This window comes from Alteromonas sp. ABH2_165 (assembly GCF_056159945.1).
In genome coordinates, this window is the sequence record NZ_JBSWWF010000005.1 from 300,189 (window position 1) to 325,839 (window position 25,651).

23 protein-coding genes are annotated in these 25,651 nt (G+C 48.6%); 17 read left to right on the top strand and 6 right to left on the bottom strand.

Features of this window, described 5'->3' with window-relative positions:
• Nucleotides 1-511: 511 nt before the first annotated feature.
• The 7 genes from argC (at nucleotide 512) to ACXAFQ_RS12075 (ending at nucleotide 8,347) form a co-directional block, all read left to right on the top strand.
• On the top strand, nucleotides 512-1,531 hold the full coding sequence (gene argC / locus ACXAFQ_RS12045; protein WP_474822208.1) for an N-acetyl-gamma-glutamyl-phosphate reductase: 1,020 nt from the start codon (nucleotides 512-514) through the stop codon (nucleotides 1,529-1,531).
• On the top strand, nucleotides 1,528-2,292 hold the full coding sequence (gene argB / locus ACXAFQ_RS12050) for an acetylglutamate kinase (RefSeq protein ID WP_070126533.1): 765 nt from the start codon (nucleotides 1,528-1,530) through the stop codon (nucleotides 2,290-2,292). Before argC ends, argB begins: the two co-directional genes overlap by 4 nt.
• 20 nt (nucleotides 2,293-2,312) lie before the next feature.
• On the top strand, nucleotides 2,313-3,224 hold the full coding sequence (locus ACXAFQ_RS12055; protein WP_474822212.1) for an ornithine carbamoyltransferase: 912 nt from the start codon (nucleotides 2,313-2,315) through the stop codon (nucleotides 3,222-3,224).
• 14 nt (nucleotides 3,225-3,238) lie between these two features.
• Complete coding sequence (locus ACXAFQ_RS12060) at nucleotides 3,239-4,450, top strand: argininosuccinate synthase (RefSeq protein ID WP_070126531.1); 1,212 nt, start codon at nucleotides 3,239-3,241, stop codon at nucleotides 4,448-4,450.
• A gap of 10 nt (nucleotides 4,451-4,460) precedes the next feature.
• Nucleotides 4,461-5,843, top strand: a complete 1,383-nt coding sequence (argH, locus tag ACXAFQ_RS12065; RefSeq protein WP_474822217.1) for an argininosuccinate lyase — start codon at nucleotides 4,461-4,463, stop codon at nucleotides 5,841-5,843.
• A gap of 8 nt (nucleotides 5,844-5,851) precedes the next feature.
• Nucleotides 5,852-7,162, top strand: a complete 1,311-nt coding sequence (gene argA / locus ACXAFQ_RS12070) for an amino-acid N-acetyltransferase (protein WP_070126529.1) — start codon at nucleotides 5,852-5,854, stop codon at nucleotides 7,160-7,162.
• A gap of 288 nt (nucleotides 7,163-7,450) precedes the next feature.
• On the top strand, nucleotides 7,451-8,347 hold the full coding sequence (locus ACXAFQ_RS12075; protein WP_474822221.1) for an alpha/beta hydrolase: 897 nt from the start codon (nucleotides 7,451-7,453) through the stop codon (nucleotides 8,345-8,347).
• On the opposite strand, the gene ACXAFQ_RS12080 is transcribed toward ACXAFQ_RS12075, so the two are convergent.
• The 4 genes from ACXAFQ_RS12080 to ACXAFQ_RS12095 form a co-directional block, all read right to left on the bottom strand.
• Entirely contained in the window at nucleotides 8,348-8,878 is a 531-nt protein-coding gene (locus ACXAFQ_RS12080) for a YgjV family protein (RefSeq protein ID WP_070126527.1), read from the bottom strand. It abuts the gene before it with no gap.
• Between the two features lie 149 nt (nucleotides 8,879-9,027).
• A complete protein-coding gene (locus ACXAFQ_RS12085) occupies nucleotides 9,028-10,032 on the bottom strand; it encodes a DUF4382 domain-containing protein (protein ID WP_474822228.1) in 1,005 nt (334 codons plus the stop codon).
• 437 nt (nucleotides 10,033-10,469) lie between these two features.
• Nucleotides 10,470-12,161 carry an NAD-dependent malic enzyme gene (locus ACXAFQ_RS12090; protein ID WP_474822232.1) on the bottom strand — a complete coding sequence of 564 codons (1,692 nt, stop codon included), beginning with the start codon at nucleotides 12,159-12,161 and terminating at the stop codon, nucleotides 10,470-10,472.
• Nucleotides 12,162-12,213: 52 nt separating this feature from the next.
• On the bottom strand, nucleotides 12,214-14,895 hold the full coding sequence (locus ACXAFQ_RS12095) for a penicillin-binding protein 1A (protein ID WP_474822236.1): 2,682 nt from the start codon (nucleotides 14,893-14,895) through the stop codon (nucleotides 12,214-12,216).
• Between the two features lie 141 nt (nucleotides 14,896-15,036).
• Here ACXAFQ_RS12095 and pilM point away from each other — a divergent pair, with 141 nt between their 5' ends.
• The 10 genes from pilM to ACXAFQ_RS12145 all read left to right on the top strand — a co-directional run bounded on the left by pilM (nucleotide 15,037) and on the right by ACXAFQ_RS12145 (nucleotide 24,983).
• Nucleotides 15,037-16,104: a type IV pilus assembly protein PilM gene (pilM, locus tag ACXAFQ_RS12100; protein WP_474822240.1), complete on the top strand. Its 1,068-nt coding sequence runs from the start codon at nucleotides 15,037-15,039 to the stop codon at nucleotides 16,102-16,104.
• Nucleotides 16,092-16,676, top strand: a complete 585-nt coding sequence (locus ACXAFQ_RS12105) for a PilN domain-containing protein (protein ID WP_474822245.1) — start codon at nucleotides 16,092-16,094, stop codon at nucleotides 16,674-16,676. The genes pilM and ACXAFQ_RS12105 overlap by 13 nt, the downstream gene beginning before the upstream one ends.
• On the top strand, nucleotides 16,673-17,284 hold the full coding sequence (locus ACXAFQ_RS12110; RefSeq protein ID WP_070126521.1) for a type IV pilus inner membrane component PilO: 612 nt from the start codon (nucleotides 16,673-16,675) through the stop codon (nucleotides 17,282-17,284). The genes ACXAFQ_RS12105 and ACXAFQ_RS12110 overlap by 4 nt, the downstream gene beginning before the upstream one ends.
• Complete coding sequence (locus ACXAFQ_RS12115; protein ID WP_474822250.1) at nucleotides 17,281-17,832, top strand: pilus assembly protein PilP; 552 nt, start codon at nucleotides 17,281-17,283, stop codon at nucleotides 17,830-17,832. The genes ACXAFQ_RS12110 and ACXAFQ_RS12115 overlap by 4 nt, the downstream gene beginning before the upstream one ends.
• Nucleotides 17,825-19,603, top strand: coding sequence for a type IV pilus secretin PilQ (locus tag ACXAFQ_RS12120; RefSeq protein ID WP_474822254.1), 1,779 nt, complete (start codon nucleotides 17,825-17,827; stop codon nucleotides 19,601-19,603). The genes ACXAFQ_RS12115 and ACXAFQ_RS12120 overlap by 8 nt, the downstream gene beginning before the upstream one ends.
• A gap of 269 nt (nucleotides 19,604-19,872) precedes the next feature.
• Nucleotides 19,873-20,388, top strand: a complete 516-nt coding sequence (gene aroK / locus ACXAFQ_RS12125; RefSeq protein ID WP_070126518.1) for a shikimate kinase AroK — start codon at nucleotides 19,873-19,875, stop codon at nucleotides 20,386-20,388.
• A 31-nt stretch (nucleotides 20,389-20,419) separates the two neighbouring features.
• Nucleotides 20,420-21,487, top strand: coding sequence for a 3-dehydroquinate synthase (gene aroB / locus ACXAFQ_RS12130; protein WP_474822257.1), 1,068 nt, complete (start codon nucleotides 20,420-20,422; stop codon nucleotides 21,485-21,487).
• Between the two features lie 81 nt (nucleotides 21,488-21,568).
• A complete protein-coding gene (locus tag ACXAFQ_RS12135) occupies nucleotides 21,569-23,410 on the top strand; it encodes an SPOR domain-containing protein (protein WP_474822261.1) in 1,842 nt (613 codons plus the stop codon).
• Nucleotides 23,410-23,868, top strand: a complete 459-nt coding sequence (locus ACXAFQ_RS12140) for a YaiI/YqxD family protein (protein WP_474822265.1) — start codon at nucleotides 23,410-23,412, stop codon at nucleotides 23,866-23,868. Before ACXAFQ_RS12135 ends, ACXAFQ_RS12140 begins: the two co-directional genes overlap by 1 nt.
• Nucleotides 23,869-24,089: 221 nt before the next feature.
• The gene (locus tag ACXAFQ_RS12145; RefSeq protein WP_474822268.1) at nucleotides 24,090-24,983 is read left to right on the top strand and encodes a Dam family site-specific DNA-(adenine-N6)-methyltransferase; all 894 of its coding nucleotides are present in this window, start codon (nucleotides 24,090-24,092) and stop codon (nucleotides 24,981-24,983) included.
• Here ACXAFQ_RS12145 and ACXAFQ_RS12150 read toward each other — a convergent pair.
• Both ACXAFQ_RS12150 and ACXAFQ_RS12155 read right to left on the bottom strand, forming a co-directional pair.
• Entirely contained in the window at nucleotides 24,970-25,170 is a 201-nt protein-coding gene (locus tag ACXAFQ_RS12150) for a DUF2970 domain-containing protein (RefSeq protein WP_070126513.1), read from the bottom strand. The two genes, ACXAFQ_RS12145 and ACXAFQ_RS12150, sit on opposite strands and share 14 nt — an antisense overlap.
• An 8-nt stretch (nucleotides 25,171-25,178) precedes the next feature.
• Nucleotides 25,179-25,520 (bottom strand): hypothetical protein, encoded by a 342-nt coding sequence (locus tag ACXAFQ_RS12155; protein ID WP_474822274.1) that lies wholly within the window; start codon nucleotides 25,518-25,520, stop codon nucleotides 25,179-25,181.
• Nucleotides 25,521-25,651: the final 131 nt, after the last annotated feature.

A 25,651-nucleotide genomic window follows, 5' to 3' on the forward strand; every position in this document is an offset into this window, starting at 1 on the left:
TTGTCCTATTTATACTAACGTCTACAGGCCAAACCAGTAGCACACCGGATTAATGCCAATACCTTGTTGTCAAATGAATGTCACAGATTAACGATTTACTATATCACGAAAATTAAACAGCCAGATACGATGAAATATTTATACATATTTATTGCATATTTATTCCATGCGAGTAGAATTGGCAACGGTTTAGTAATCTCTGCGTAATTCGACGTGTGCTTTTTTGGGTCTGCCTGGACCTTCCCGCACACCTCCACGACAGAGAATTTAACAGGACACACTCATGAATCAACCAACCAGCAAGCCCCTATGGCTGGCTGAAAAGGTAAAACAGTTTAGCTCTCCCCTGGCTGGCTACACACAGCACAGCGAACACCGACGATCCGGTGTAGACTTGCTTTTGCGGTAGCGCACTTTTTACCTTTGTAGGCGAGTAAACAAAACAGTATCCCTTACTCGGTTACAAAGGTAGAAAGTGTTTTTTTTCCCTCACAAACTTAATTAAACCATTATGTTGAAAGTAGCTATTATCGGAGCCAGTGGTTACACCGGCGCACAACTCGTTGACTTGGTTCACCGTCATCCGGCAATGGAACTGGCGGGTACCTTTGTTTCTCAAAACAGCGCCGATGCAGATAAACCGATCTCTGCAATTCACGGCCAGTACGCGCATCTAAGTCAATACACGCTAACACCTATCTCAGACGATACTCTGATCACCCTTGCCGAATCCATGGATCTCGTGTTCCTGGCAACGCCCCATGAAGCCAGCCATAACTGGATGCCAACACTGAGCAAAGGTAAAGCAAAAGTACTCGACTTATCCGGCGCATTCCGCATCAAAAACACCGAGGTATTCGAGCAGTTTTACGGCTTTAAGCACACTGCTACAGAATGTCTCGACAAAGCGGTTTATGGGTTGGCCGAGTGGTATGCCAGCGATATCGCTGCAGCAAGCATCGTTGCTGTGCCTGGCTGCTACCCCACCGCATCATTATCAGCGTTAAAACCACTGGCAGAGAACAACCTGCTCGACAGTGCGGTACGCCCGGTCATTAACGCTGTATCTGGTGTTAGCGGTGCGGGTCGCAAAGCCGCCCTTGCCAACAGTTTTTGCGAAGTGAGCTTGCAAGCCTACGGTGTATTGGGGCACAGACATACACCGGAAATTGAAGCCTGGCTGGGTACGGGTGTTATTTTCACTCCTCACCTGGGTAACTTTAAACGCGGCATTCTGGCCACGGTTACCGTAAAACTGAAACCCGGCGTGACTGCAGAGCAACTCAACAGCGTTTATCAGAATGCCTACACGGGTAAGCCGATTGTGCGTCTGCGTGAAAGCTTCCCGAAACTGGATGACGTGGTAAATACCCCCTTCGTGGATCTTTACTGGAAGCTGGATGAAACCTCCGGTTACGCGGTAATCACCAGCGCTATTGATAACACGCTAAAAGGTGCAGCTTCACAAGCCATGCAGTGTGCGAACCTGATCAGTGGCTTACCCGTTTCTGAAGGGTTGGTAGCGCAATGAGCTTATCTCCTATTGTAATTAAAGTGGGTGGTGCGCTGCTGGAAGACGAACAGGCAGCCTTGTCATTGCTCACCTCTGTGGGTGAAGTCATGAAAACCCGTCCGGTGATCATCGTACATGGCGGTGGTCCGCTGGTTGAAACCCTGATGGCCGCGCTGAATTTGCCTAGCCAGAAAATTGATGGTTTGCGGGTAACGCCTGACGAACATATGCCCTATATCTGTGGCACATTGGCAGGCAGTGCCAATAAATCCCTTTGCGCCTTTGCCATTCGCAGTGGCCTGACACCCGTTGGCCTTTCATTGCTGGACGGCGGCATGGTAAGTTGTGAGCCGCTGGACGAGAAGTATGGCGCGGTAGGTGTACCTGCAGCCAATGATCCAACATTGCTGAAGTCACTGACCAGCCAGTCACTGCTGCCAGTGGTGAGCTCTATCGGCTCAAGCGACAGCGGTCGTTTACTGAATATTAACGCCGATCAGGCGGCGACGGTTATTGCGCAGCTGGTAGACGGTGAACTGCTTTTACTGTCTAACGTTAAAGGCGTACTCGACGGCAATAAGCAGCTGATTGCTGAATTAAATCAACAACAAATCGATTCATTGGTAGATGATGGCGTTATTACCGATGGCATGAAAGTGAAAACCGATGCCGCTTTATTAGCGGCCGCATCACTGGGTCGTCCGGTGACGATTGCCAGTTGGGATGCCAACATCAACACCATTTTAAATAAGGATACCGGTACGCGCGTTGCGCCATAGCCGTATTGAGGATATTGACCATGAAACAGGATTTATTGTCCTTTGCTAACTGGACACCCGAAGACACGAAGGCGCTGCTAGATTTAGCCGTAACGATTAAACAAAATCCAGCGAAATACAGCCAGGTACTGGCGGGCAAATCTGTTGCCGCCCTGTTTGAAAAGCCGTCTCTGCGTACCCGCGTAAGTTTCGACATTGGTATTAATAAACTGGGTGGCCACATGGTCTATCTGGATGTTCAGGGTGGCAAACTGGCTGGTCGTGAAGACAACGTCGATACCGCTGCGAATCTGGCGTGCTGGGCAGACGCTATTGTTGCCCGTGTGTTCTCACACAGCACCCTGGAAGACTACGCCAAAGCGGCGAAAGTACCGGTAATTAATGCGCTGTGTGATAAATATCACCCGTGTCAGGGTTTGGCAGATTATCTCACCATGTACGAGGCGTTCGGCAAAACCGAAGGCTTAACCATGGCTTACATCGGCGACGGCAATAACGTCACGCATTCTCTGTTAATCGTAGGCGCACTGCTTGGTTGTAATCAGGTTGTGGTAACCCCACCAGGCCACGAAGCCGATCCTGAAATTGTTGCGCAAGCGCAAGCCATTGCCGACAAGACTGGCGTTAAAATTGTGCAGAGCAACGATATTGATGCAGCAATCGGTGCAGACGTGCTTTATGCTGACACCTGGCTGTCAATGGGCGACGACACGCCACTGGAAGCCATCAAAGATAAATTTATGCCCTATCAGGTAAATGAAGCCCTGATGGAAAAAACCGGCGCAAAATATGTGATGCATTGCCAGCCTGCTCACCGTGATCTGGAGATCACCGGTTCCCTCATCGACAGCGAACAATCGTTGCTGATGCAGGAAGCAGAAAACAGAATGCATGCACAAAACGCTATTTTGACCAAACTACTAAGTTCCTAAGAGGACAGGTTTTAATGAAAAAGAACGTGAACAAAGTTGTACTCGCTTACTCTGGCGGGTTAGACACCTCGGCCATCATTCCTTGGCTGAAAGAAAACTATGACTGTGAAGTAGTGGCGTTTGCTGCTGATGTGGGTCAGGGCGACGAAGAACTGGAAGGCCTGAAAGAAAAGGCCATCGCTTCTGGCGCCAGTGAATGTTACATCGTTGACCTCAAAGAAGAGTTTGTTAGCGAGTACATCTATCCAACGCTGACTACCGGTGCGATTTACGAAGGTGAATACCTGCTGGGTACGTCAATGGCACGCCCTGTTATTGCCAAAGCGCAAGTTGAAGTTGCCCGTAAAGTGGGTGCCGATGCACTGTGCCACGGTTGTACCGGTAAAGGTAACGACCAGGTTCGCTTTGAAGGTACTTTCGCTTCACTGGCACCTGATCTGCACGTTATCGCGCCATGGCGTGAGTGGGACATGGTTTCCCGTGAAGATCTGCTGGCTTACCTGGCTGAGCGCAATATCAAAACCACGGCTTCTGCGACCAAAATCTACAGCCGTGATGCAAACGCATGGCACATCTCCCACGAAGGTGGTGAGCTGGAAGATCCATGGCAAGAACCTACCAAGCAAATCTGGACAATGACAGTTGATCCAGAAGATGCACCTGACCAAGCAGAACGTGTCACGCTGTCTTTCGAAGAAGGTCGCCTGACTAAAGTCAATGACGAAGCGCTTTCGCCTTACCAGGCACTGGTTAAACTGAACACTATCGCTGCTGCACACGGTGTGGGCCGTATCGATATCGTTGAGAACCGTCTGGTAGGCATGAAGTCTCGTGGTTGTTATGAAACGCCAGGAGGCACAGTAATGGTTGCAGCGTATAAAGCGCTGGAAACCATGGTTCTGGACAAAGCATCACTGAAATACCGTGAACAAATCGGCCTGGAATACTCACACGTAATGTATGACGGTCGCTGGTTCACGCCGCTGAACGATGCCCTGCTGGCTGGCGCTGCGTCTTTCGCTAAGCGCGTAACCGGTGACATCGTTGTGAAGCTTTACAAAGGTCAGGCTACTGTAACGCAGCGTCGTTCTCCTAACAGCCTGTACTCAGAAGACTTCGCCACATTCGGTGCTGATGACGTATACGACCAAAGTCATGCTGAAGGCTTTATCCGCCTGTTCAGTCTGTCTAGCCGTATCGAAGCACTGAAAAAGCAACAGCAGTAAGGAGACTATCATGGCATTGTGGGGCGGCCGCTTCGCGGCAGGCAGTAGCAACATGTTCCGGCAGGTGAATGACTCCCTGCCCTTCGACCGGGTAATGGCAGCGCAGGATATCCAGGGCTCTATTATTTGGTCTCGTGGTCTGAAGAAAGCAGGCGTTCTGTCGGAAGACGAACAGAGCCAGCTGGAAGCGGCGCTGTCAGAGCTTAAGGCGCTGGCAGAAAAAGGGGAGCTGGATTTCGACGCCAGCCCGGAAGAAGATATCCACAGCTTTGTGGAAGCAGCCCTCATCGACAAGCTCGGCGATATTGGCCGTAAGCTTCACACTGGCCGCAGCCGCAATGACCAGGTAGCAACAGACTTCCGCCTGTGGGTTCGCGAACACGTAGATTCACTTAAGGCTGATCTGAAGTCATTAATCCGCGCCCTGCTGCAGACGGCTAGCCGTCATCAGCAGGCGATTATTCCTGGCTACACCCACTTACAGCGGGCGCAGCCAATTCATTTCGCACATTGGTGTCTGGCCTATGTGGAAATGTTCAAACGCGATCTCTCGCGGATGAAAGATTTAAAAGCACGGATGAACCAGTGTCCGCTGGGCTCTGGCGCACTGGCCGGTACGACCTATCCGGTAGACCGCGACATGCTGGCAAAAGAGCTTGGCTTTAATTCACCGTGCCTGAACAGCTTAGATGCCGTATCAGACCGTGACTTCGTGCTGGAACTGCTGTTCTGCGCGTCTACCAGTATGATGCACATTTCTCGCATGGCGGAAGACCTGATTTTCTATAACTCAGGTGAAGCTGGCTTCCTGCAACTGGGCGATTCCGTGACTTCAGGTTCCTCACTGATGCCACAAAAGAAAAACCCGGATGCGCTGGAGCTGATGCGCGGTAAATGTGGCCGTGTATTCGGTAGTCTGCAAGGTCTGCTGGTAACCATGAAAGGTTTGCCACTGGCTTACAACAAAGACATGCAGGAAGACAAAGAAGGCGCCATCGATACCGTCAACCAGTGGCACATCTGCCTGTGTATTGCTGTTGAAGTGCTCGACTCTTTGTCGCTGAATGAAGAACGCTGTCGTGAAGCCGCTGCCCAGGGTTACGCTAATGCTACTGAGCTTGCTGACTACCTGGTAGAAAAGGGCATTCCATTCCGCACTGGTCACGACATCGCCGGTAAAGTGGTTCTGGCTGGTATCGAAAAAGGCTGTGCCATCGAAGATTTGCCGCTGGCCGACATGCAGGCCATCTGCGATAAAATCGAAGACGATGTCTATCCGGTACTGCAACTGGAGTATGGCGTCAACAAACGTAATATTCTTGGTGGCACCAGTTACGAAACAGTGACCAAAGCACTGTACACCGAACTGGAAAATCTGGATAAGCTGGGGTAACGCAAAAAATGGTGTTAGCCCATCATGACGGCATCAAGTTATTCCGTAGCTCACTGCCCTACATCAATGCACACCGGGGTAAAACCTTTGTACTGATGTTTGGTGGTGAAGCCATTGAACAGAGTAATTTTGCCAACATTATCCATGATATAGCATTGCTGGCGAGCCTGGGTGTTCGCCTGGTGCTAGTGCACGGTGCCCGCCCTCAAATTGATGAGCGGGTAAACCTTCGCGGCATTGAAGGTCGTTTTCACGACGATATCCGCATTACCGACAAACAAACGTTGGAATGTGTGAAAGATGCAGCGGGCTCGGTGCGTAGCCATGTGGAAGCATTGCTCACCATGGGACTGCCCAACTCCCCTATGCACGGTGCGCACATCCGTGTGTGTACGGGTAACCTGGTGGTTGCCAAGCCAATGGGTGTACGCGGCGGTATCGACTACGAAAATACCGGGCTGGTACGTCGTATTGATACAACCGGTATTAACGACCACCTGAACGATGGCTCAATCGTGCTGCTTTCGCCTATGGGATATTCCACTACAGGTGAAGTGTTCAATCTGTCTCATGAAGACGTTGCGACGCAAGCCGCCATTGCACTGAAAGCAGACAAAATTATCGTTTTCTCTAAAGACGACGGTATTCGTCATAACGATGGCAAACTGCTTCGTACTATCGAGCGCCCTCAGTTAGAAGAACTCGTCTTTAAAAATGAGATTGAAACTGAGCATACGGTACTTAGCGCGCTGACAACCAGCGTGGCTGCGGGTATACCTCGGGCACATTGTATTAGCTATGAAACCGATGGTGCATTATTACAAGAATTGTTCACCCGTGACGGTGCTGGTTCGCTGGTACTAGAACATCATTATGAACAGTTACGTGGTGCAACCATTGAAGACGTTGGCGGTATTATTAACCTCATTAAGCCACTGGAAGAAAGTGGTGCACTGGTAAAACGCTCCAGAGAACGTCTGGAAAACGAGATCAACCAGTTCATCATTATCGTTCGTGACGGTATGATCATCGCGTGTGCCGCATTGTATTTGTACCCGGAAGAAAGCAAAGCTGAACTGGCTTGTGTGGTAACTCACCCGGACTATCGTGGTAAAAACCGCGCCGAGCGCATTCTCGACGAGGTTAAACAACGGGCACTGGATGCGGGTATTAATACCCTGTTCGTTCTGACGACACTCACGGCTCACTGGTTTTTGGAACACGGCTTCCGTGCTGCCGATCTCGGTGAACTGCCTCAGGCGAAAAAAGAGCTGTACAACTTCCAGCGCAAATCGAAAATTTTTACCCTCGAGCTGTAAATAGCTTATAAGCACAGTTTGCTTTTGCTGACTGTGCTTTCTCTCTACTTGAAGCCACGCAGCGAAATCCATCCTCCTCGCCCTTCTGCAACGAAAAAAGCAAAAGATAATCATTCTCATTAATGCTAATATCTGGCCGCGTGTTAATCACTCGTACTTTTTTCTTATTTTTGTCGTCAGTTATTTTCCACATTCCAGGTTAGTACCATGTTTTCCAGACTTTTGTTTTTATGCTTCATCAGCTTTTCTTTACTCGTAAGTCCCCTCTTCGTCGTGGCGAAACCAGATATGACTATCAAAACCGGTAAAACGGTGGCCGATACCGGTGCTGAAGGATATCGGTTTGTTCGCTTAACCCTGTCACGGGAAGACACCATCCAGCATCGCCAAATCGATTACCGGGTCAACCTTGCTATTCCGACGACACCTGCACCTGATGAAGGTTTTCCCCTTTTGATAATGTTAGATGGCAATGCTGCCTTAATGGAAGTCAATGCAGACTTGCTGGCACAGGTGTCAAAACGCGCAGGCCCCCCGCCCGTACTGGCATTTTTGGCCCATGATAACGACTTACGGATAGACGGTGATGCCCGGGCCTGGGACTACACGCCTGCGGTTTCCGACGCGCAGCTTAGTCAACGTGAAAAGCGTCCCGGCAGATCCTACGGTGGTGCCGATCAATATTTAGCGTTTATCACTCATGATGTGGTTTCAGCAATTTCACAACACACCCAAATTAATATGCAAAAGCGCGGGCTATGGGGGCATTCTTATGGCGGCCTTTTTGTCCTGCACGCTTTGTTCACCCAGCCCGAAGGTCTTGCATTCTACGCACCCGTGGACCCATCGCTATGGTGGGGAGAGGGCTACATTCTGAAAGAAGAGAAGTCTGCTACAAACACATTAAACAGCACTCAGGGCAAGTCACTGTTTGTGGTGACGGGTTCCGGTGGCGACAAGAACCGCTCGCATAAAGACCGAAACGATCCTGCACTGGCGGCAATCTATAAGGCTAGAGAAGCTGTTCCGGGCGATGAAATATCCAGGCTAGTTGAACGTGTGAACGCGAACAACGTAAACGCGAAGCATATTACGCTATCCGGACTTTCCCACGGTGCGACATTGGGAGCGTCTCTGCCTGAGGTCTTCGCGGCGTTTTCTGAATTCACCCGAAGTAACAATTAATCAAGTTCCTGCTTCGTGGATATCTTCAGTCAATTTCTGGTGCTTCCAGAGTTTGCGGATAGTGTTCAGGTTCACTGCAATCAAGGTCATCTCAAGCAAGGTGGTGCCAATTGAACCAACCAGAATATTGTTGGTTAACCAGCAAAATGCACCAATGAGAAAACCAATTCGCATAGCAATGCCACGCAAACAGAATACCGCGTAGGTACCCACGCAGCTACCAAGAATGGGGAACATGTCTTTCCAGGATTCGGCCAGCCAAAACCCCCATGCGAGTGTGATGGCAATAAACACCATCGCTACAACAGGAGAACCGGTTTTTAACGACAAGCCGGTTCGGACCACAGACAGCAGCGCACTAACCGTCGCAGTCATGGCCCCCAGCAAATAAAAATGAAAAGCATGGTTGATGTTCATGATCACCATCAGAATTTTGAGACGGCGATCGTCTTTCTGATAGAAACACAACATGCCCAACACAAAGCTTAGTAAGCCCACGGCCTGGGCAAAGTTAAATTCGGGAAATGTCATCAAAAGGGGATTAGCGAAGCGATGTCATCAAAGTATCAGGGAAGATGACAAGGTGCAAACACAGTGTCTGAGGAGTGCAATTACACTAAGAGACATCGCTGCGCTAAAAGGGAAGAAAAGAGCGGACACTCCTTTGCCCGCAAACAGGCTCAATTGTCAAAGTTGACGGTAACTACTTCGTTAGCAGCAACACTGACTTCTTTAACAGTTAAAAACGTAAAATCGTAGCCATCGTCGGCTTCCGGATCATCAAAATTCGCCAGGCAAGTAAGTGCCAGGGTGTAATCACCCGCTTCGAGGTAACCTACGCCATAGGTCATCTCGTCCGATGTTTCATCGGCGTTTACGGTAGCCGTGGCGATAGGACGAAATTCAGTATCAGTCGCACTGGGGTCGGCGTCATCGCCTAAGGAATCTGGGTCAAGGCCAATGCCTTCAAACACATAAACCGCATTGCCCTGGGTGTAGTCTGTCTTAACTGCACAATCAGGATGAGTGACTACGCCTATATCAACTTTACCTTCAACACTGCCGGCTTCACTGTTATCCACCAAACGAATACCACGAGGTTTAAGAAATACTTCTTCCTGGCCTACCGGATTCACCAAGCTCTTACGCAAATCGAATTCAACGGTAAACGTTTGTTGCTCATTAACCTCTGCCGTGAATCCATCCAGCTTCACTTCACCACTTGGAACAGAAAGCGGGTACGTGCCATCCTGCATTACTACGTAACTTTGTTCCAAAATCGGGATCCGCACCTGCGTATACACGCCAGAAGGAATGTCTATACCATCGATAATCGATTTGTATGCCGTGCCTTGCAGTTGTAACAGGTCGACCTCTAAGGGCAATCCGTCTTCTTCGGTAACATCAATCACCACTGGCTCGCCATCGCCAATCAACTCTACGGTATCGAAATACACAATGACTTCACGGGCAAAATCTACTGGCGCGTCGGACACGTTAAGCGTGAAGTTTGTAACGAACTCTTCAGTATCATTCGCCGTGGTGTCGCTGCTGCCACCACCGCCCCCGCACGCTGCAATTAACAGGGAGGATGAAAGTAGTACTGCTGGTACTCGGCAACGTCGTATGCCCTTAGTAATTCGGCTTTGAATTGTCGTGGCCTTGATAGGCAGGGTTGCTTTCATCATCATCTCCGTTGAGGTGGTCCGTGGTCGACGCTTAAAAGTAAACAATCTAAGCGGCTATTACTTATGTGCTTCCATCAACACATACTACAAGTGCTTATATCAAGGGTTGTGCCAGTTGATTATTTTTCTAATAAAACAACACCTTAATTAATAATCGAGATTAGTAAGTTAGATTTCGCTTTCATTCTTGTTGCGAACTGCCGACAGTTTTTCCTGAAAACTGAATCAACAGACGAATAACAATGCGCGGCGGTGATTTCTTCAACGAATCAGACTGGAATTTTAAAAGACTGGTGGATTTACAGGCAGGATAAATCTTCAAATCAAAGACTTACGAAAATTGTGATGCAGTGACTTTGTCACTAATTAACGACATGGCAATATTCGGGACAAAAAAAGCCGTGCAGTGCACGGCTTCCAATTCGGTAAGACAATTAGATACTGGTACGTTTGTACGGACGATATTCCGCTTCCCAGAAGTTGTCTTCGATCTTTTTGATCAGCACGTCATCAGAAATTTCTAATGCCAGATCCTGTTTCATCGCGACCTTGGCCACCGCAAAGGCAATCTCTTTACTGAGTCCCGAAATAGCAGTGAGTGGCGGAAGTAATGAACCTTCACCGGTGTTTGCGATGGGTGATGCCGAAGCCAGCGCGTTACTGGCGGCCATCAGCATCTCATCGCTGATAAGCTTGGCTTTACTAGCCAACACGCCAAGGCCAATGCCCGGGAAGATATAGCTGTTGTTACACTGGGCTATTGGATAGATTTTGCCCTTATATTCCACCGGCTTGAACGGACTGCCCGTGGCAATTACCACTTCGCCATCGGTCCACTCGATCACCTGCTCAGGACGGGCCTCAACCTGTCTGGACGGGTTACTCAGCGGGAAGATGATGGGCAAGTCACAGTGACTCTTCATGGCGCGGATAACCTGCTCGGTGAACAGACCCGGCTGACCGGATACACCAATCAGTACATCAGGTTGTGCACAGTGCATCACATCCAGCAGTGAAGGATACTGACCTGAGAATTTCCAGTCAGCGATATCCGACTGAGAATGCTGTAGCTTCTGCTGGAAGTCACGTAAGCCTTCCATGCCTTCCGTTATAAGACCAAAGCGGTCAATCATGAACACCTGGCGGCGTGCCTGTTCGTCAGACAAGCCTTCCGACACCATCTGTTGAATCAGCATTTCGGCAATACCACAACCCGCAGAACCGGCGCCAACAAACACCACTTTCATCTCCGAGAGCTTACGTTCCGTTGTGCGACATGCCGCCAGAATGGTACCCAGCGTGACCGCCGCGGTTCCCTGGATATCATCGTTGAAGCAGCAGATTTCGTTGCGGTAGCGTTTAAGTAATGGCATGGCATTGGGTTGCGCGAAGTCTTCAAACTGAATCATCACTTCCGGCCAGCGACGTTTGACGGCTTTAATGAACATGTCGACAAACTCGTCATACTCTTCCTGGCCAATACGCGGGTGACGTGCGCCCATATACATTGGGTCGTTCAGCAGTTTTTCGTTGTTGGTGCCAACATCCAGCATCACGGGCAATGTATACGCCGGGCTAATACCACCACAGGCGGTATACAGCGACAGCTTACCGATAGGAATACCCATACCGCCAATACCCTGGTCGCCCAGGCCGAGGATACGTTCACCATCGGTTACCACGATAACTTTCACCTTACGCTTGGTTGCATTGCGCACGATATCATCGAGTTGGTGGCGCTCTTCCCAAGAGACAAACAAGCCTCGGGAACTGCGGTAAATATCGGAGAACTGTTCGCAAGCATCACCTACTGTAGGGGTGTAGATGATAGGCATCATTTCTTCAATATGCGACTGGATCAGGCGATAGAACAAGGTTTCATTGTTGTCCTGGATAGCGCGCAGATAGATGTGCTTATTCAGTGCATCGCTAAAAGAGCTGTATTGCATAAAGGCTCTTTCAACTTGCTCATCTATAGACTCGTATCGTGGCGGTAATAATCCGGTCAGGTTAAACGAAGCCCGCTCACGGGCTGTAAACGCGCTGCCTTTATTCAGCAGCGGCGTTTCCAGCAATGAAGGGCCAGAGTGAGGGATATATAAATATCGGTTGGAATCGTCTGACATTGCTTATCCGATTTATAGTTTTTTGGATTGTTGCCCGCCCCTATCTTCTCGCCTAAAAGATATCTTCCGGGGTGGGCGCGGTATTCTCTTCATCCTGAGCAGGATCGACAATTTCATCGTCAAGCACATACACCTTCGGTTCTGTGCCCTGCGCAAAATATTCGAATAGTGTCGTATGGTCTGTCCTTCTGGTCAACTTCCCAGTGGTACGATCTATACGAACGCGGACCACTCCATCAGGAATGGCCATGGGTTCTTCAGGTACGCCATCAAGCATATGCTGCATAAATCGTATCCATGTTGGCTGCGCAGCCTTAGCACCATCTTCGCCACCAATCATTGCGTTACCCAGCCAGTTAAACTTCTCTGGATTGCGATTTATCAAATTCTGGTTACGGGTGGCACGGCCAAGGTTTCGGTTCATGTCGTCAAAACCCACCCAGGCGGTGGCGATGATGTCGCGGTGGAAACCACTAAACCAGGTATCCCGCGCATCGTTAGTGGTACCGGTTTTCCCGGCTAAATCGTCACGCTGCAGAATATTTCTTGCCCGCCACCCTGTACCCATCCAGTACGTTTTCTTGTTCCAGCTGCCGTTGGCACGCACACCAGTACGCATCATATCGGCTACCAAAAACGCGTTTTGCGAACTAATAACCTGAGGCGCAGACGGTTTCACTTTACTGCCGGCTTCACTGAGCTGCACCGCGCCCCCTAAACCTGCATCAGCGTTAAGCTGGGCTTCCAGCATGGCTTCAAGGTTTTGTTCCTCGCCATCACGACTTTGTTCACCATCCTCGGTGCAAGGATTACAGGCCCACTTAGGCGTTGCCTGCCAGAGGTTTTCGCCCTGTTCATTTAGCACACGGTCGATGAAATGAGGGGTAACCAGATAGCCGCCGTTCGCAATTACCGACATTCCCCGTACTACTTCCAATGGGGTATGGGAGCCGGAACCCAGCGAGACGGTTTCATCGTTTGGCACTTCATCCAGTTGGAAACCAAACTTGGCAATATGTTCTCGGGCTTGTTGCAGACCCACACCACGCAGTAAGCGCACTGACACCACGTTCTTTGATTTACCCAGCGCCACACGCATTCGAATTGGGCCATCGTATTCCGCGGGTGAATTCTGAGGACGCCAGGCAACACCGGTGGAAGCATCCCACTGATTGATCGGTGCGTCGTTGATAACCGAAGCCAGTGTGTAACCGCTCTCGATGGCGGCAGAATAAATAAACGGCTTGATGTTAGAGCCAACCTGACGCTTAGCCTGGGTAGCACGATTGAACTGGCTTTGGTAAAAACTATATCCACCCACTACTGCCTGCACGGCACCGTTGTGAGGATTAAGCGCAACCAGTGCGCCACTTACTGTAGGTATTTGAGCAATGCGCCATTTGTCTTCCTGTAATCGGATATAAATTACCGCACCCGGGGTGACGATATCCGACGCAGTTTTGGGGTCATCACCTTGACGTGAATCGGTGATGTAAGGGCGAGCCCAGTCCAGGCCTTCCCATTCGATTACCCGCTCAACGCCATTTAAGTCGGTAACGGTTATCGAAGGCTCCAGTTCTGATTCCGGCGTAGGTGGGTCGAATACCTGAGTGACAACCGCTGGAACCAGCGGATGAAAATGAGGAATGGCATCCAGTGCCTGCTTAATTTCATCCGGCGTCCACAGCTTGTTTTCGTCAGTGGGCGCATTCTCGCTTACTTCCACATGCTCGTCGTCTTCATCGGCTTCCGGTTTACCCCAAAGCCAGGTTATCGGGCCGCGATAGCCATGACGTTCGTCATAATCGTGAAGATTGCGTATTACTGCTTCTTGCGCGGCTAATTGCGTATCGGCAGGCGCCGTCGCATAAACTTGATACCCCCCAGTTTCTGCCTCTTCCTTACCGTAAATTTCAACCATTTCGTTGTAGATAAGGTCTGCCAGATAAGGGGCATCCAGATCGATTTCTGCACCATGTTTACGAGCGGTCACCGGCTGGCTGGCGGCCTCATTGAATTCTGCCTGAGAAATAAACTCTTCATCCAGCATACGCAGCAGAACAATGCGACGGCGTTCCACAGAGCGTTCTGGGCGACTCACTGGGTTGAGTACTGAAGGTGCCTGCGGTAAACCGGCAATGGTGGCGATTTGCGCTAAACTTAATTGTTTTAAGTTTTTACCATAATACACCTGAGCGGCGGCACCGAAACCAAATGCACGGTGGCCTAATTCAACCCGATTCAGATAAAGCTCGAGGATTTCATCTTTTGTGAGCACTTGCTCCATGTGGATGGCAATGAATATTTCTTTAATTTTACGAATAAAGGTTTTGTCGCGGGTAAGGAAGAAGCCCCTTGCGAGCTGCATAGTGAGCGTACTGGCGCCCTGCTGCTTCTCTCCGGTAAGCACCAAATTTACAGCAGCACGGGCGACACCAATGGGGTCAATTCCGTAATGTTCGTAAAAACGGCTGTCTTCGGTAGCAATGACCGCCTGAATGAGTTTTTCGGGTACATCCTCAAGTTTTACTGGGATCCGCCGTTTAACTCCATACTGAGAAATTAATTTACCGTCATAGGTATAAATTCTCATAGGTGTCTGCAGACGAACGTCCTTGAGGACAGTAACACTCGGCAGGTCAGGTTTGATATAAAAATAAATGCCTGCAAGTGCCGCCACGCCTAGCGTGCCGCCTATCAGGGCTAAAATAAATAGGGTTTTGATATACTTCACGAAGTTTACATTACCAAGAGTGTTACGCCGATTGATGTCAAAAATTTATACCTATGTACCTGTGTGAGAACCATACAGATTAAATATTTTGCGTTACATTCTATTTTAAAGCATTAATTTTGAAATTTCGGACGCCAGCAAATGAAATCGCTGTTTAAGAAAAAGCTGCCACCTATTGTGGGCCTTGACATAGGCACTCGTCAAATAAAAGCGGTGTTAATTGAACGCACGGCCAAGGGCTTTATGTTGCAGGCTTTTGCGTGCGAATCGATTAATAAACGTGCATTTAACGAACGAGAGATTAAAGACTTCGACGCGGTGAGTCTGGCGCTTAAGAAAATAAAGAAAGCATTAAAGACAAAAGTTAAGTCTGTTTCCATCGCTGTTGCGGGTTCCTCGGTGATCAGCAAAGTCGTGCCCATGGACCCAGAACAAAGTGACTTCGAGTTAGAAGGCCAAATCGAAATCGAAGCCGATAGCCTTATCCCTTACCCGTTAGAAGAAGTTTATCTAGACTTTGAAGTACTCGGCCCAAGCCCAACGCATGCAGGCAAAGACAGCGTACTGTTAACTGCTGCACATAAAGATCTAGTAGACAGTCGAATTACTCTGGTAAGAGAAATTCCATACGAGCCGAAAGTGGTCGATATGGAAGTCTACGCGCTCAGTAACGCGTTGTTTTACTTTCATCCGCTGGAATCTGAAGAGGAACGCGTGTGCTGTATTAATCTTGGCGCTTCGTTGCTGCAGCTTTGTGTGTGGCAGAATGGCGAAGTGATTTACACCAAAGAGCACGCCTTCGGCACCAATCAGCTTATTCAGGACCTTGCAGCCATTAATATGCTGGAGCCCGACGAAGCAGAACGTCAGGTAATGGAAGGTTCACTGCCGGGAAACTGGCAACAAGATACCCTACCGATTTTTGTTGCGAACCTACAACAGCAAATCCTCCGTGCAATACAAATGTACGTTTCAACACTGCATGCGCAGAGACCAGAAAAAATTGTTTTATCGGGTGGTGGTGCAACCATTCCGGAACTGGTTGATGGCCTACGTCAAGACCTGGGAATGGACGTTGAAGTTTTCAATCCTTTTGACGGTATGACAATTAATCCTAAGCTCGATCAGGAGCGCTTAATGAAATTGGCTCCACAGTTAGTAACAGCTGCAGGTTTAGCCAGTCGGAGCTTCACTGAATGGCACATATAAACTTTCTGCCGTGGCGTGAAAAGCTTCGCCAGCAGCAAAAGCAGCACTACATTATTGTTACCGCGTGTATCGCCGCGTTTGTTGGCGCAGTGTTTTGGACCGTGGGACAAATCATTGATATTCAAATTAACAACCAGAACTCCCGCAACAACTATCTTAAACAAGAAATTAATGTTCTCAATAATCAGATAGCAGAAATCCAAAGAATCAAAGAAAGTAAAAAAGCCATTGAGCAACGTATGGCGCTTATTGAACAACTGCAAATTAGCCGCAACATTGCCCCCTCGGTGTTCGATGAACTTGCCAGATTAGTACCGGCGGGCGTGTCTTTCAGAACAATGAAGCGGCGCGGCAATAATATTGAAATTCAGGGGCTCAGCGACTCAAATAACCGGTTATCTGATTTTATGCGCCGCCTTGAAAACTCGGCGGTATTCACCGGCGGTGAGCTGTCGTCGATTAAGGCTGATACCTCAGCCACAGACGCAGTAAGCGATTTCACCCTTAAATTTACCATCAGTCCTAAAGTTGCGCCGGTGATTCAGCAGCCTAAAAGCGGAGACGCAAAATGAGTTTTGATGTCAGTAAATTAAAAGAACTCAACGAGCTGGATTTCGAACAGGTCGCCATCTGGTCTAAAGAAGTCAAGATTGTCGTTGTTGCATTCGTCGTCATTGTGGTTGGCGCGCTGAGCTATTGGTTCATTGTTAAACCCAAACTCCCTATTCTGGAAAGAGCGCAAATTGAAGAACAGGAGTTAAAAGGTCAGTTCCAGGCTAAATATCGTATTGCGGTGAATTTGAACTCCTACATTGCCCAGCTCAAGCAAATTGAAAACGACTTTAAGTCGATGCTGCGCTCGTTACCTACCAGCAATGAAACACCGGGATTACTCGACGACATCACCTATGTTGGCACCACGTCGGGGCTCACATTTAAGCTTCTAAACTGGCAGCAGGAAGTCCCGAAAGAGTTCTACACTGAACTGCCCATTGAAGTGGAAGTATCTGGTGGCTATCACAATTTTGGTGAGTTCGTGTCTGAAATAGCCGATCTGCCGCGAATTGTAACCCTGCACGATTTTGAAATTACCCATGAGGGCGACCGTCTGAACCTGCAAATGCAGGCAAAAACCTACCGCACGTCTCTGACCGGCAAGGAAGGAGCGAAACAGCCATGAATAGAAAGATACAGCGTGTCATTTTTCTAACACTTTCGCTTGGCTTGGTTAGTGCATGTAGCCCTAGAATTGACGATTTAATAGCGTATACTCAACAGGTTAAAGCAACGACCACCGCGGTGGTCGAACCGTACCCGGAATTTAAGCAGCAACCGGCCTTTGAATATACCGCATCTTCATTCAGAAGCCCGTTTGCTCGTCCGGTAGATAGAAGCTCCCCGGTGGTGCAGACAACCAAAAATAATTGTTTGCAACCTGATTTTGAGCGCAAGAAAGAACCGTTGGAAAAGTATGGTCTTGATTCTCTGACGTTATCTGGCACATTTTCTACCCAGGGTATACGCTGGGTATTGTTCAAGACTAACGAAGGCAATCTGTTAAAGGGCCGTGTTGGCAGCCATTTAGGACTGTTTTTCGGAAAAATAACGTCAATCAACGACGAATCTATCAATATTGAACAACTGCTACCCGACGGAACGGGATGCTGGCAACGAGAAAAAACCACGCTGTCGATGAGCTCGTCAGCAGGAGATAATAACAATGTCTGAGCGTTACATTTTCAATAAAACACGCCTTGGTCGGAACCACAAATCGTTGTGGCTGGGTAGCTCTGCGATTGCCCTGGTAATGCTTAAAATGCTGTCGGCGCCAGTGATGGCTCAGGAACAGGAAACTGTGCTGCTCGATCCTTATGCTGAAGCAGAAAGAATATTCACATCTACGCTGAATAATATCGATTTCTCTCGTGAAGCCGGTAATTTAGCGGTAACCACCATCGAATTCGATAACGATAAGTTTTCCCCTCAATTACTTGAAGCGCAGGGAAAGCTCACTATCACCTTGCCTAAAACCGAATTAGGCGACAATCAGCTGGTTGAATTAGATGTTGTTCAGTTTGGTACTGAAGTACAGTCTATTGAAACCTTTCAGGATGCCGATAGCGCCAGCCTGGTGATTAGCTATCAGGGCACGGTATTAGCTCGCCATCGCAAGCAAGGCAATACCCTTCGCATCGAAATTCAGCCAATGACTGAAGAAGAGCTTGCGGAGCTGGATAAAGACCCAGAATACTCAGGCAAGCCTATTTCTTTGGACTTCCAGGACGTACCTGTTCGTCAGGTATTGCAAATTATCGCCCAAACCAACGGCTTTAACCTGGTGACTACCGATACGGTTACCGGCAATGTCACTATTCGTCTTGAAGGCGTGCCTTGGGATCAGGCGCTGGCAATGATTCTAAAAATCAAAGGCCTGGATAAGCGCATGGAAGGCAATATTCTGCTGGTCGCCCCAGCAGAAGAACTGACTGCCCGTGAGACCGCACAGTTGCAGTCGAGCAAGCAAGTGAAAGACCTCGCGCCGTTAACGACAGCCAACATCACCGTTAATTACGCGAAAGCTGAAAGCCTCGCGCAAATTCTGAAATCCGCAGATGGCGGCATTCTTTCCGAACGCGGCTCCGTAACAGTAGACGACCGAACCAATACCTTGTTGTTAAAAGATAATCAGGCATCTATCGATGAAGCCCGTGAAGTGGTGAACGCGCTGGATATTCCGGTTAAGCAGGTTTTAATTGAATCACGCATGGTAACAGTGCGAGATAACGTAGACGAAGCCTTGGGTGTACGCTGGGGCTTCACCAGTACAACCAGCGATGGCGCGGTTTCCGGCTCCATTGAAGGTGCAGATTCTGCAGCAAGCGGAGTACTGCCTACTATCGCCAATCGCATGAACGTAAACCTGCCTGTGTCGAGTGACAACGCGGCACGTATTGGCTTTCAGATCGCCGATTTAGTCGATGGAAATATTCTCGACCTCGAACTATCTGCGCTGGAATCTGAAAACAAAGGGGAGATTATTGCGAGTCCGCGCATTACGGTTGCCAACCAACACGAAGCGTATATCGAGCAAGGTACAGAAATTCCTTACGTTCAGGCTGCATCGAGTGGCGCAACCTCGGTGGAATTTAAGAAAGCGGTGTTAAGTCTGAAAGTCACCCCGCATATTACACCGGATAATCGCATCATTCTGGATCTAGTGGTAACGCAAGATACCCGTGGGGAAACGGTAGACACCTCCACCGGCCCGGCTGTCGCTATCGATACCCAGGAAATAAAGACTCAGGTGTTAGTCGATAATGGAGAAACCGTGGTGCTTGGTGGTATTTTCCAGCAAACCAGTACGTCCGACGTATCTAAAGTACCCTTGTTCGGCGACCTGCCCGTGGTGGGAAATCTGTTCAAGCGCAATGCTTCTATCTATCAGAAGCGAGAGTTATTGATTTTTGTAACACCTAAAATTGTGGCGGAATCACTTTAATAAATCCCCGACTTCTCATGCACGTCAGGTTCGTACGCGAACCTGACGTTGTTGTTTTCGGCGCTAACGCGCTGATTTCAAAGTCTATCGATTAAAAGTGCAACAAAACTTGCATCCCGACGCCGTAAACTGAGATAATCCCGCTCTCGAAATTAAAGCGAGGTTCAAGAGTTGTATCTGTTGGCGAAGTGAACGGGTACAAGTGAATGGGTAGCATGGCAGGTAATACCGCTGCCCCAAACAGAATAAAAGTTGTGATATAAGCAAATATGGCTGAAAAACGTAATATCTTTTTAATTGGCCCCATGGGTGCTGGTAAAAGCACCATCGGCAGACACCTTGCAGACGAACTTCACCTAGATTTTTTTGACTCCGACCAGGAAATCGAGCGCCGCACTGGTGCAGATATCACATGGATTTTTGACCTGGAAGGTGAAGAAGGTTTCCGCAAGCGCGAAGAAAACGTCATAAACGATCTTACGGACAAACAAGGTATCGTGTTGGCGACGGGCGGTGGCTCTGTAACGAACAAAGCTGTACGTAACCGTTTATCTGCACGGGGTATTGTAGTTTATCTGCAAACCACCATCGACAAACAAGTAGCTCGGACTCAGCGCGACAAACGTCGTCCTTTACTGCAAAAAGGTGATCCTGAGCAAATCCTGCGTAATCTGGCGGATGAGCGCAACCCTCTGTACGAAGAGGTTGCTGACTATATTGTTGATACCGATGATCAATCTGCTCGCGCCGTTGCGAATCAGATTATCAGTAAAATCGGACTATAAAATCTATCTGTGAAAAATAGGGAGCTGCGTGATGTCGATGTTAACTGTAGAGCTCGGAGATCGTAGCTACCCCATTCATATAGAAGCAGGTTTACTTTCTAAACCTGCCGTTCTCTCTCCTTACATCAAAGGCCCACTTGCCGTTATTGTCACCAATGACGTGGTTGCACCGCTCTATCTTGATAAAGCCAAAGCGGCCTGCGGCGATGTGCAAATTGAAACCATCATCATCCCCGATGGCGAAAAGCATAAATCTCTAGAACAGTTCGGCGTTATCATGACCCGCCTGCTGGAAATGAATGCTGCCCGCGATACTACCCTCATTGCTTTGGGCGGCGGTGTAATTGGTGATTTATGTGGTTTTGCAGCGGCCTCATACCAGCGTGGTGTGCCGTTCATTCAGGTGCCCACTACCCTGCTGTCTCAGGTTGATTCCTCCGTTGGCGGGAAAACAGCGGTTAACCACCCTCTTGGCAAAAACATGATTGGTGCATTCTATCAGCCTGTTTTTGTTGCTATTGATACTGACACCCAGGCTACCCTGCCAGCCAGAGAATTTGCTGCCGGCATGGCGGAAGTGATTAAGTACGGCATCATTTATGATAAAAAATTCTTCAAGTGGTTGGAGGATCATGCCGATAAGCTTAAAACACTGGAAACAAAAACCCTGAGCGAAGCTATTTTTCGCTGTTGCGAGATTAAAGCCGACGTGGTGGCTAAGGACGAGCGAGAAGGCGGATTACGTGCCATACTCAATCTAGGTCATACGTTCGGTCACGCCATCGAAGCAGAACAGGGATACGGAAATTGGTTACACGGTGAAGCAGTAGCGGCTGGTACAGTAATTGCGTGCAAAGCTGCACAAGCACTTAACTGGATGGATGCGTCAGAAAGCCGACAGGTCACTGCATTGTTTTCTGCATTTGACTTACCTGTCGATGGTCCTGACACCATGGACAAAGACGCGTATATGAAACATATGCGTCGGGATAAAAAAGTCGAGGCGGGGAATATTCGCTTTGTCATTCCCCAGGGTATTGGCCACGCTGTAGTGACGAAAGACGTCAGCGATGAGATTCTAACCGACATTCTCAGCTAAGCTGACGGCATTATCGAAACTATTCCAATTTGTTTCCGTGTCGTTAAGTGCGCACACTTGTAATCAGCTGAGGGCATAAAAGTGCAATCTGAATTGCATGAACGACTGGAATATCTGGTCAACTATTCTTCACAACTCATTTTTGTCAGTGGCGACTCTGCCGCGCAGCAGAAGAAAACGCTGGAATCATTTGTATTCCAGCAACATGACGAAACTGAAATTGCGTATGTCACCGCAGATCCCATTATGGAACTCGCCGACTACCGCAGACAGTTGTGCAGACAGCTTCTTGGCACGCTGGTTGGTAGTTACACCAGGCCTCTGAACGAGTTACTGGCTGGTCTCAATGAACACGTTGGGCCAATTCTAATCACTATCACCCAGGCCGAGTATATTCCTGACTCCCTCTTGCAGGAGTTATGGGATCTTGTGCTTCAAAGTCGCTTTGCAGGTAACAAGCAGCACCTTAACGTATTATTGTTTGGTGAGTCTTCATGGGCGGAACGCGCTAAGAAATGGCTGCCAGCGAAAAACACAGATACGCCTCTGCTTATAAGTAGTCAATCAGTGGCAACTCAACAACCTGGCTCAGAGTTAGATAAGATGATTGAGAACCGACGTAAGGCTTTTCACGAGCATGTAGCTAAACGGGATGGCTACGATGGATACATGGAAACGCAGAGTACAAGTCTGCTTAAAAAGCCGTTATTTATCACACTGATGATCCTGTTACTTTTATCCATTTTCATTGCAATCGTTTACTGGCAATACAGAGACGATATTGACGCCCTATTTTCGCCGATTGACCAGAATCGACCACCGTATACTACCGCGGTTAAACCAGGCTCTGCATTTAACGAATTAGCCAATGAAGAAGCAGAGGGAACACCCGCTTCTGATCAGCCTGTGGTTTCCTGGGACGATGCAGTAGCGTCTATTGATGACAACGACAGCGCACAGCCAGCTGAGTCTGCAGAAACAGAAAGTGAAGACCTGCTGAGCTTTATTGAAGATGTTAGCGCCGATCCAGAAGCTCGCTCAGGTAACGTCGATGATAAAGACGTGGTAAACAATGCACAAACCCGAGCAACCAGCACGGTTCCCGAAGAACCGATGGCCGCTTCAGGTTTCGACAATTTGATTACCGGAACGAATAACAGCACATCAAACGGTACATCCGCGTCTACATCGGGAAGTCGCGAACCTCGTGAACAATTCACAGCCTCTCAAATAGAAGAGCTGCCTTTGAGTCGTCGAAACTCTGAATCACGAGCCGCCGTCGCCGCTGCGCTGTCTGGGCAGACGAATTCATACAGAGAGCCGGTTGTCGAAGCCCCTGTTGAAGAAGTGCCAGCAGAGGAACCAGTAGCAGAAGCGCCTAATGCAGCGGAATTAGCGGATGCAGAGCCAAGCCCTGAAGAGGCTGATTTAGAGACGCCAGCGATAACGCCGTCACAACCGGAGCCCGTGCAGGTAGCTAAGACAGAACCCGCGCAACCTATCGTTACACAACCCCCTGTTACTCAAACCCAGGAAGAAGCGCGCAACGAGCCCACTCGTGAAGTTATTCAATCCCGCGATAGTTCAATGAAGAGCATCGCAGCGAGTAGCCCTAATTATGATAACTGGGAGTTAGTAAATAACATTAACCCAGACGACTACATCATTCAGCTTGCTGGCTTAAAAGATGAAGCGCTGATGCAGGAGTTCATTGAAGACAATTCAATGGAAAGCTTTATCTGGATTTATCGCACCAACCGTTACGGTGGGAACTGGTTTGTTGTGCTGTTTAATGACAGGTTCAGTACTTTTTCTGAAGCCAATGCAGCCATTAAGTCCATCCCGGCATTTCAGGGTAGCGAAAAGATATTCATCAAGCGCGGTAGAAACGTAATTGAAGAAATAGAAAAGGTTTTTCCTTAATGGCAGTAGCGATTTGGGTAGACGCCGACGCATGTCCGGTAGCAATTAAAGAAATTCTGTTTAAGGCCGCGCCGCGCACCCAGACAACGGCCACCTTTGTGGCTAATCACGGTATCAAAGTTCCTCCTTCCCCCTGGCTTAAGCGTCTTCAGGTTGAAAAAGGCTTTGATATCGCCGATAACGAGATTGTTCAACGTGTCGGTGCCGGAGATCTGGTTGTCACCTCAGACATCCCCCTTGCCGATGAGGTTATCGCAAAAGGTGCTGAAGTGGTTACTCCTCGAGGTGAACAACTCACCCGTGAGAACATCAGGTCGCGACTCAATATTCGCGACTTCATGGATACGATGCGAGCAAGTGGCGTCCAAACGTCCGGGCCGCCCCCATTGTCACAAAAGGAACGGCAGGCATTTGCAAATGTGCTAGACCGTTTCTTGGCAGCAAATCGCCACTCCTAGCTTCTTCGCTAAAACTTATTAAATAGCCGCTTTCTTAACCCTATTCGCTGTTAAATGCAGCGGTTGTTACATTCCAGGTTGTCGGGATCGATGATGACAGATACAATCATCATTGGTTCTTTGTTTCCGCTGTTCAGACCGCGATAACTCAGACCAAATTTCTAATAACATCCTATAACACGTTAAAAACGTGGTGTGCGCGTGGGTAATTTTCAGACAGCATGATGCAAAAAAAGAACCGGGCCTTTTTGAAGTGGGCCGGCGGAAAATACAGCCTGGTAGAAAACATCAATGCCAAACTCCCTTCGGGCAACAGACTCATCGAGCCTTTTGTCGGGGCGGGTTCTGTATTTCTGAACACCGACTTTAAGCGCTATCTGCTGAATGACATTAATCCTGATCTGATTAACCTGTATAACTTTCTGAAATCCCAGCCTGATGCCGTGATTCATGATGCGTCGCGATTCTTCACCGATGCTCATAATAATGAAGAAACCTACTACGCTTTGCGCAAAGAGTTTAACGACACCAGCGATGAATATTATCGGGCAATACTCTTTTTATATCTGAACAGACATGGCTACAACGGTTTGTGTCGATACAGTTTAGCGGGGAACTTTAACGTTCCTTTCGGCCGCTATAAAAAGCCGTACTTTCCAGAAGAGGAAATGCTGTATTTTTCAGAGCGTTCGCAAAAGGCGGTGTTTACTTGTCTGCCCTTCGAGAAGGTGTTTAGCCGTGCGCGCCGTGGCAACGTAATTTACTGCGACCCACCCTATGCACCGTTAAGCAAAACAGCCGCTTTCACCAGCTATGCAGCCAAAAGCTTTGGTCTGGAAAGTCAGCACCAATTGGCCACACTCTCTATCAGGGCGTCGTACAAGCGTGGAATACCAGTGCTGATTTCTAATCATGATTTGCCGTTAACGCGCAATCTTTACGCGAATGCAGACATTTCTGAATTGTCAGTGAAACGTTCGATTAGTCAGAATGGGGCAACCAGAAAACCGGCTTCAGAGTTGCTGGCATTTTTTGCGCCGAATCCAGACCTCCCGCCACCTAAGCCAAGAAAGCGAAAGCGCAAACCTGCGTTTAGAACCACTAATTCAAAATAAAATTGACCAAGCCTGCCAATGCAGCAATGAGTAGGCAAACAAACAACACGCCAATAACGATGTACCCGGTGAGTTTTCCGCCATTGAAGTCGCGTTCATAATTTTGCTGACTCTGCACACCAAACGCGCTGGCGAGTACGCTTAGCAGCATCCCTCCAATGCCTGGAGAACGAGGTTTTTCATCCATATAGCGGATTACTGCCCTTTAGACGACGAGAAATTGCTTTCCGAATTACCGTATAGCAATTCGAGCAAATCAAAGAAGTGTAATTGATAAGAAGAGGATTTACCCACCGCCCATTCCAACCAACTAATTTCTGGCGCGAGCAATGCTGAACACTGAGACGCAGGGTTAGTCGCAGCAGAAGGCTGCATTTGGTAGGTGGTGGCGCTTTCTGTACCCAAGTCGCAAACGACTTGCGATACTGAAGGAGGGTTAAAATATGCAGCCGAAAGCATTATGGCTGCGCCGATAAAAGCACCAAGTGGCTTTTTCGCGCAGGGACGCTTTGATTGAATCGGTTTGTTCTGTTCCATGACCATCACCGTCGGCTAAAAAGTAACCTTATTATAATCATAAACAGCAATCTAACAAGCTGTACTTTGTATTTGTTAAACCAGCTTAATATAAAAAACCCGAAGCCGAAGCTCCGGGTTTTCACACTCAA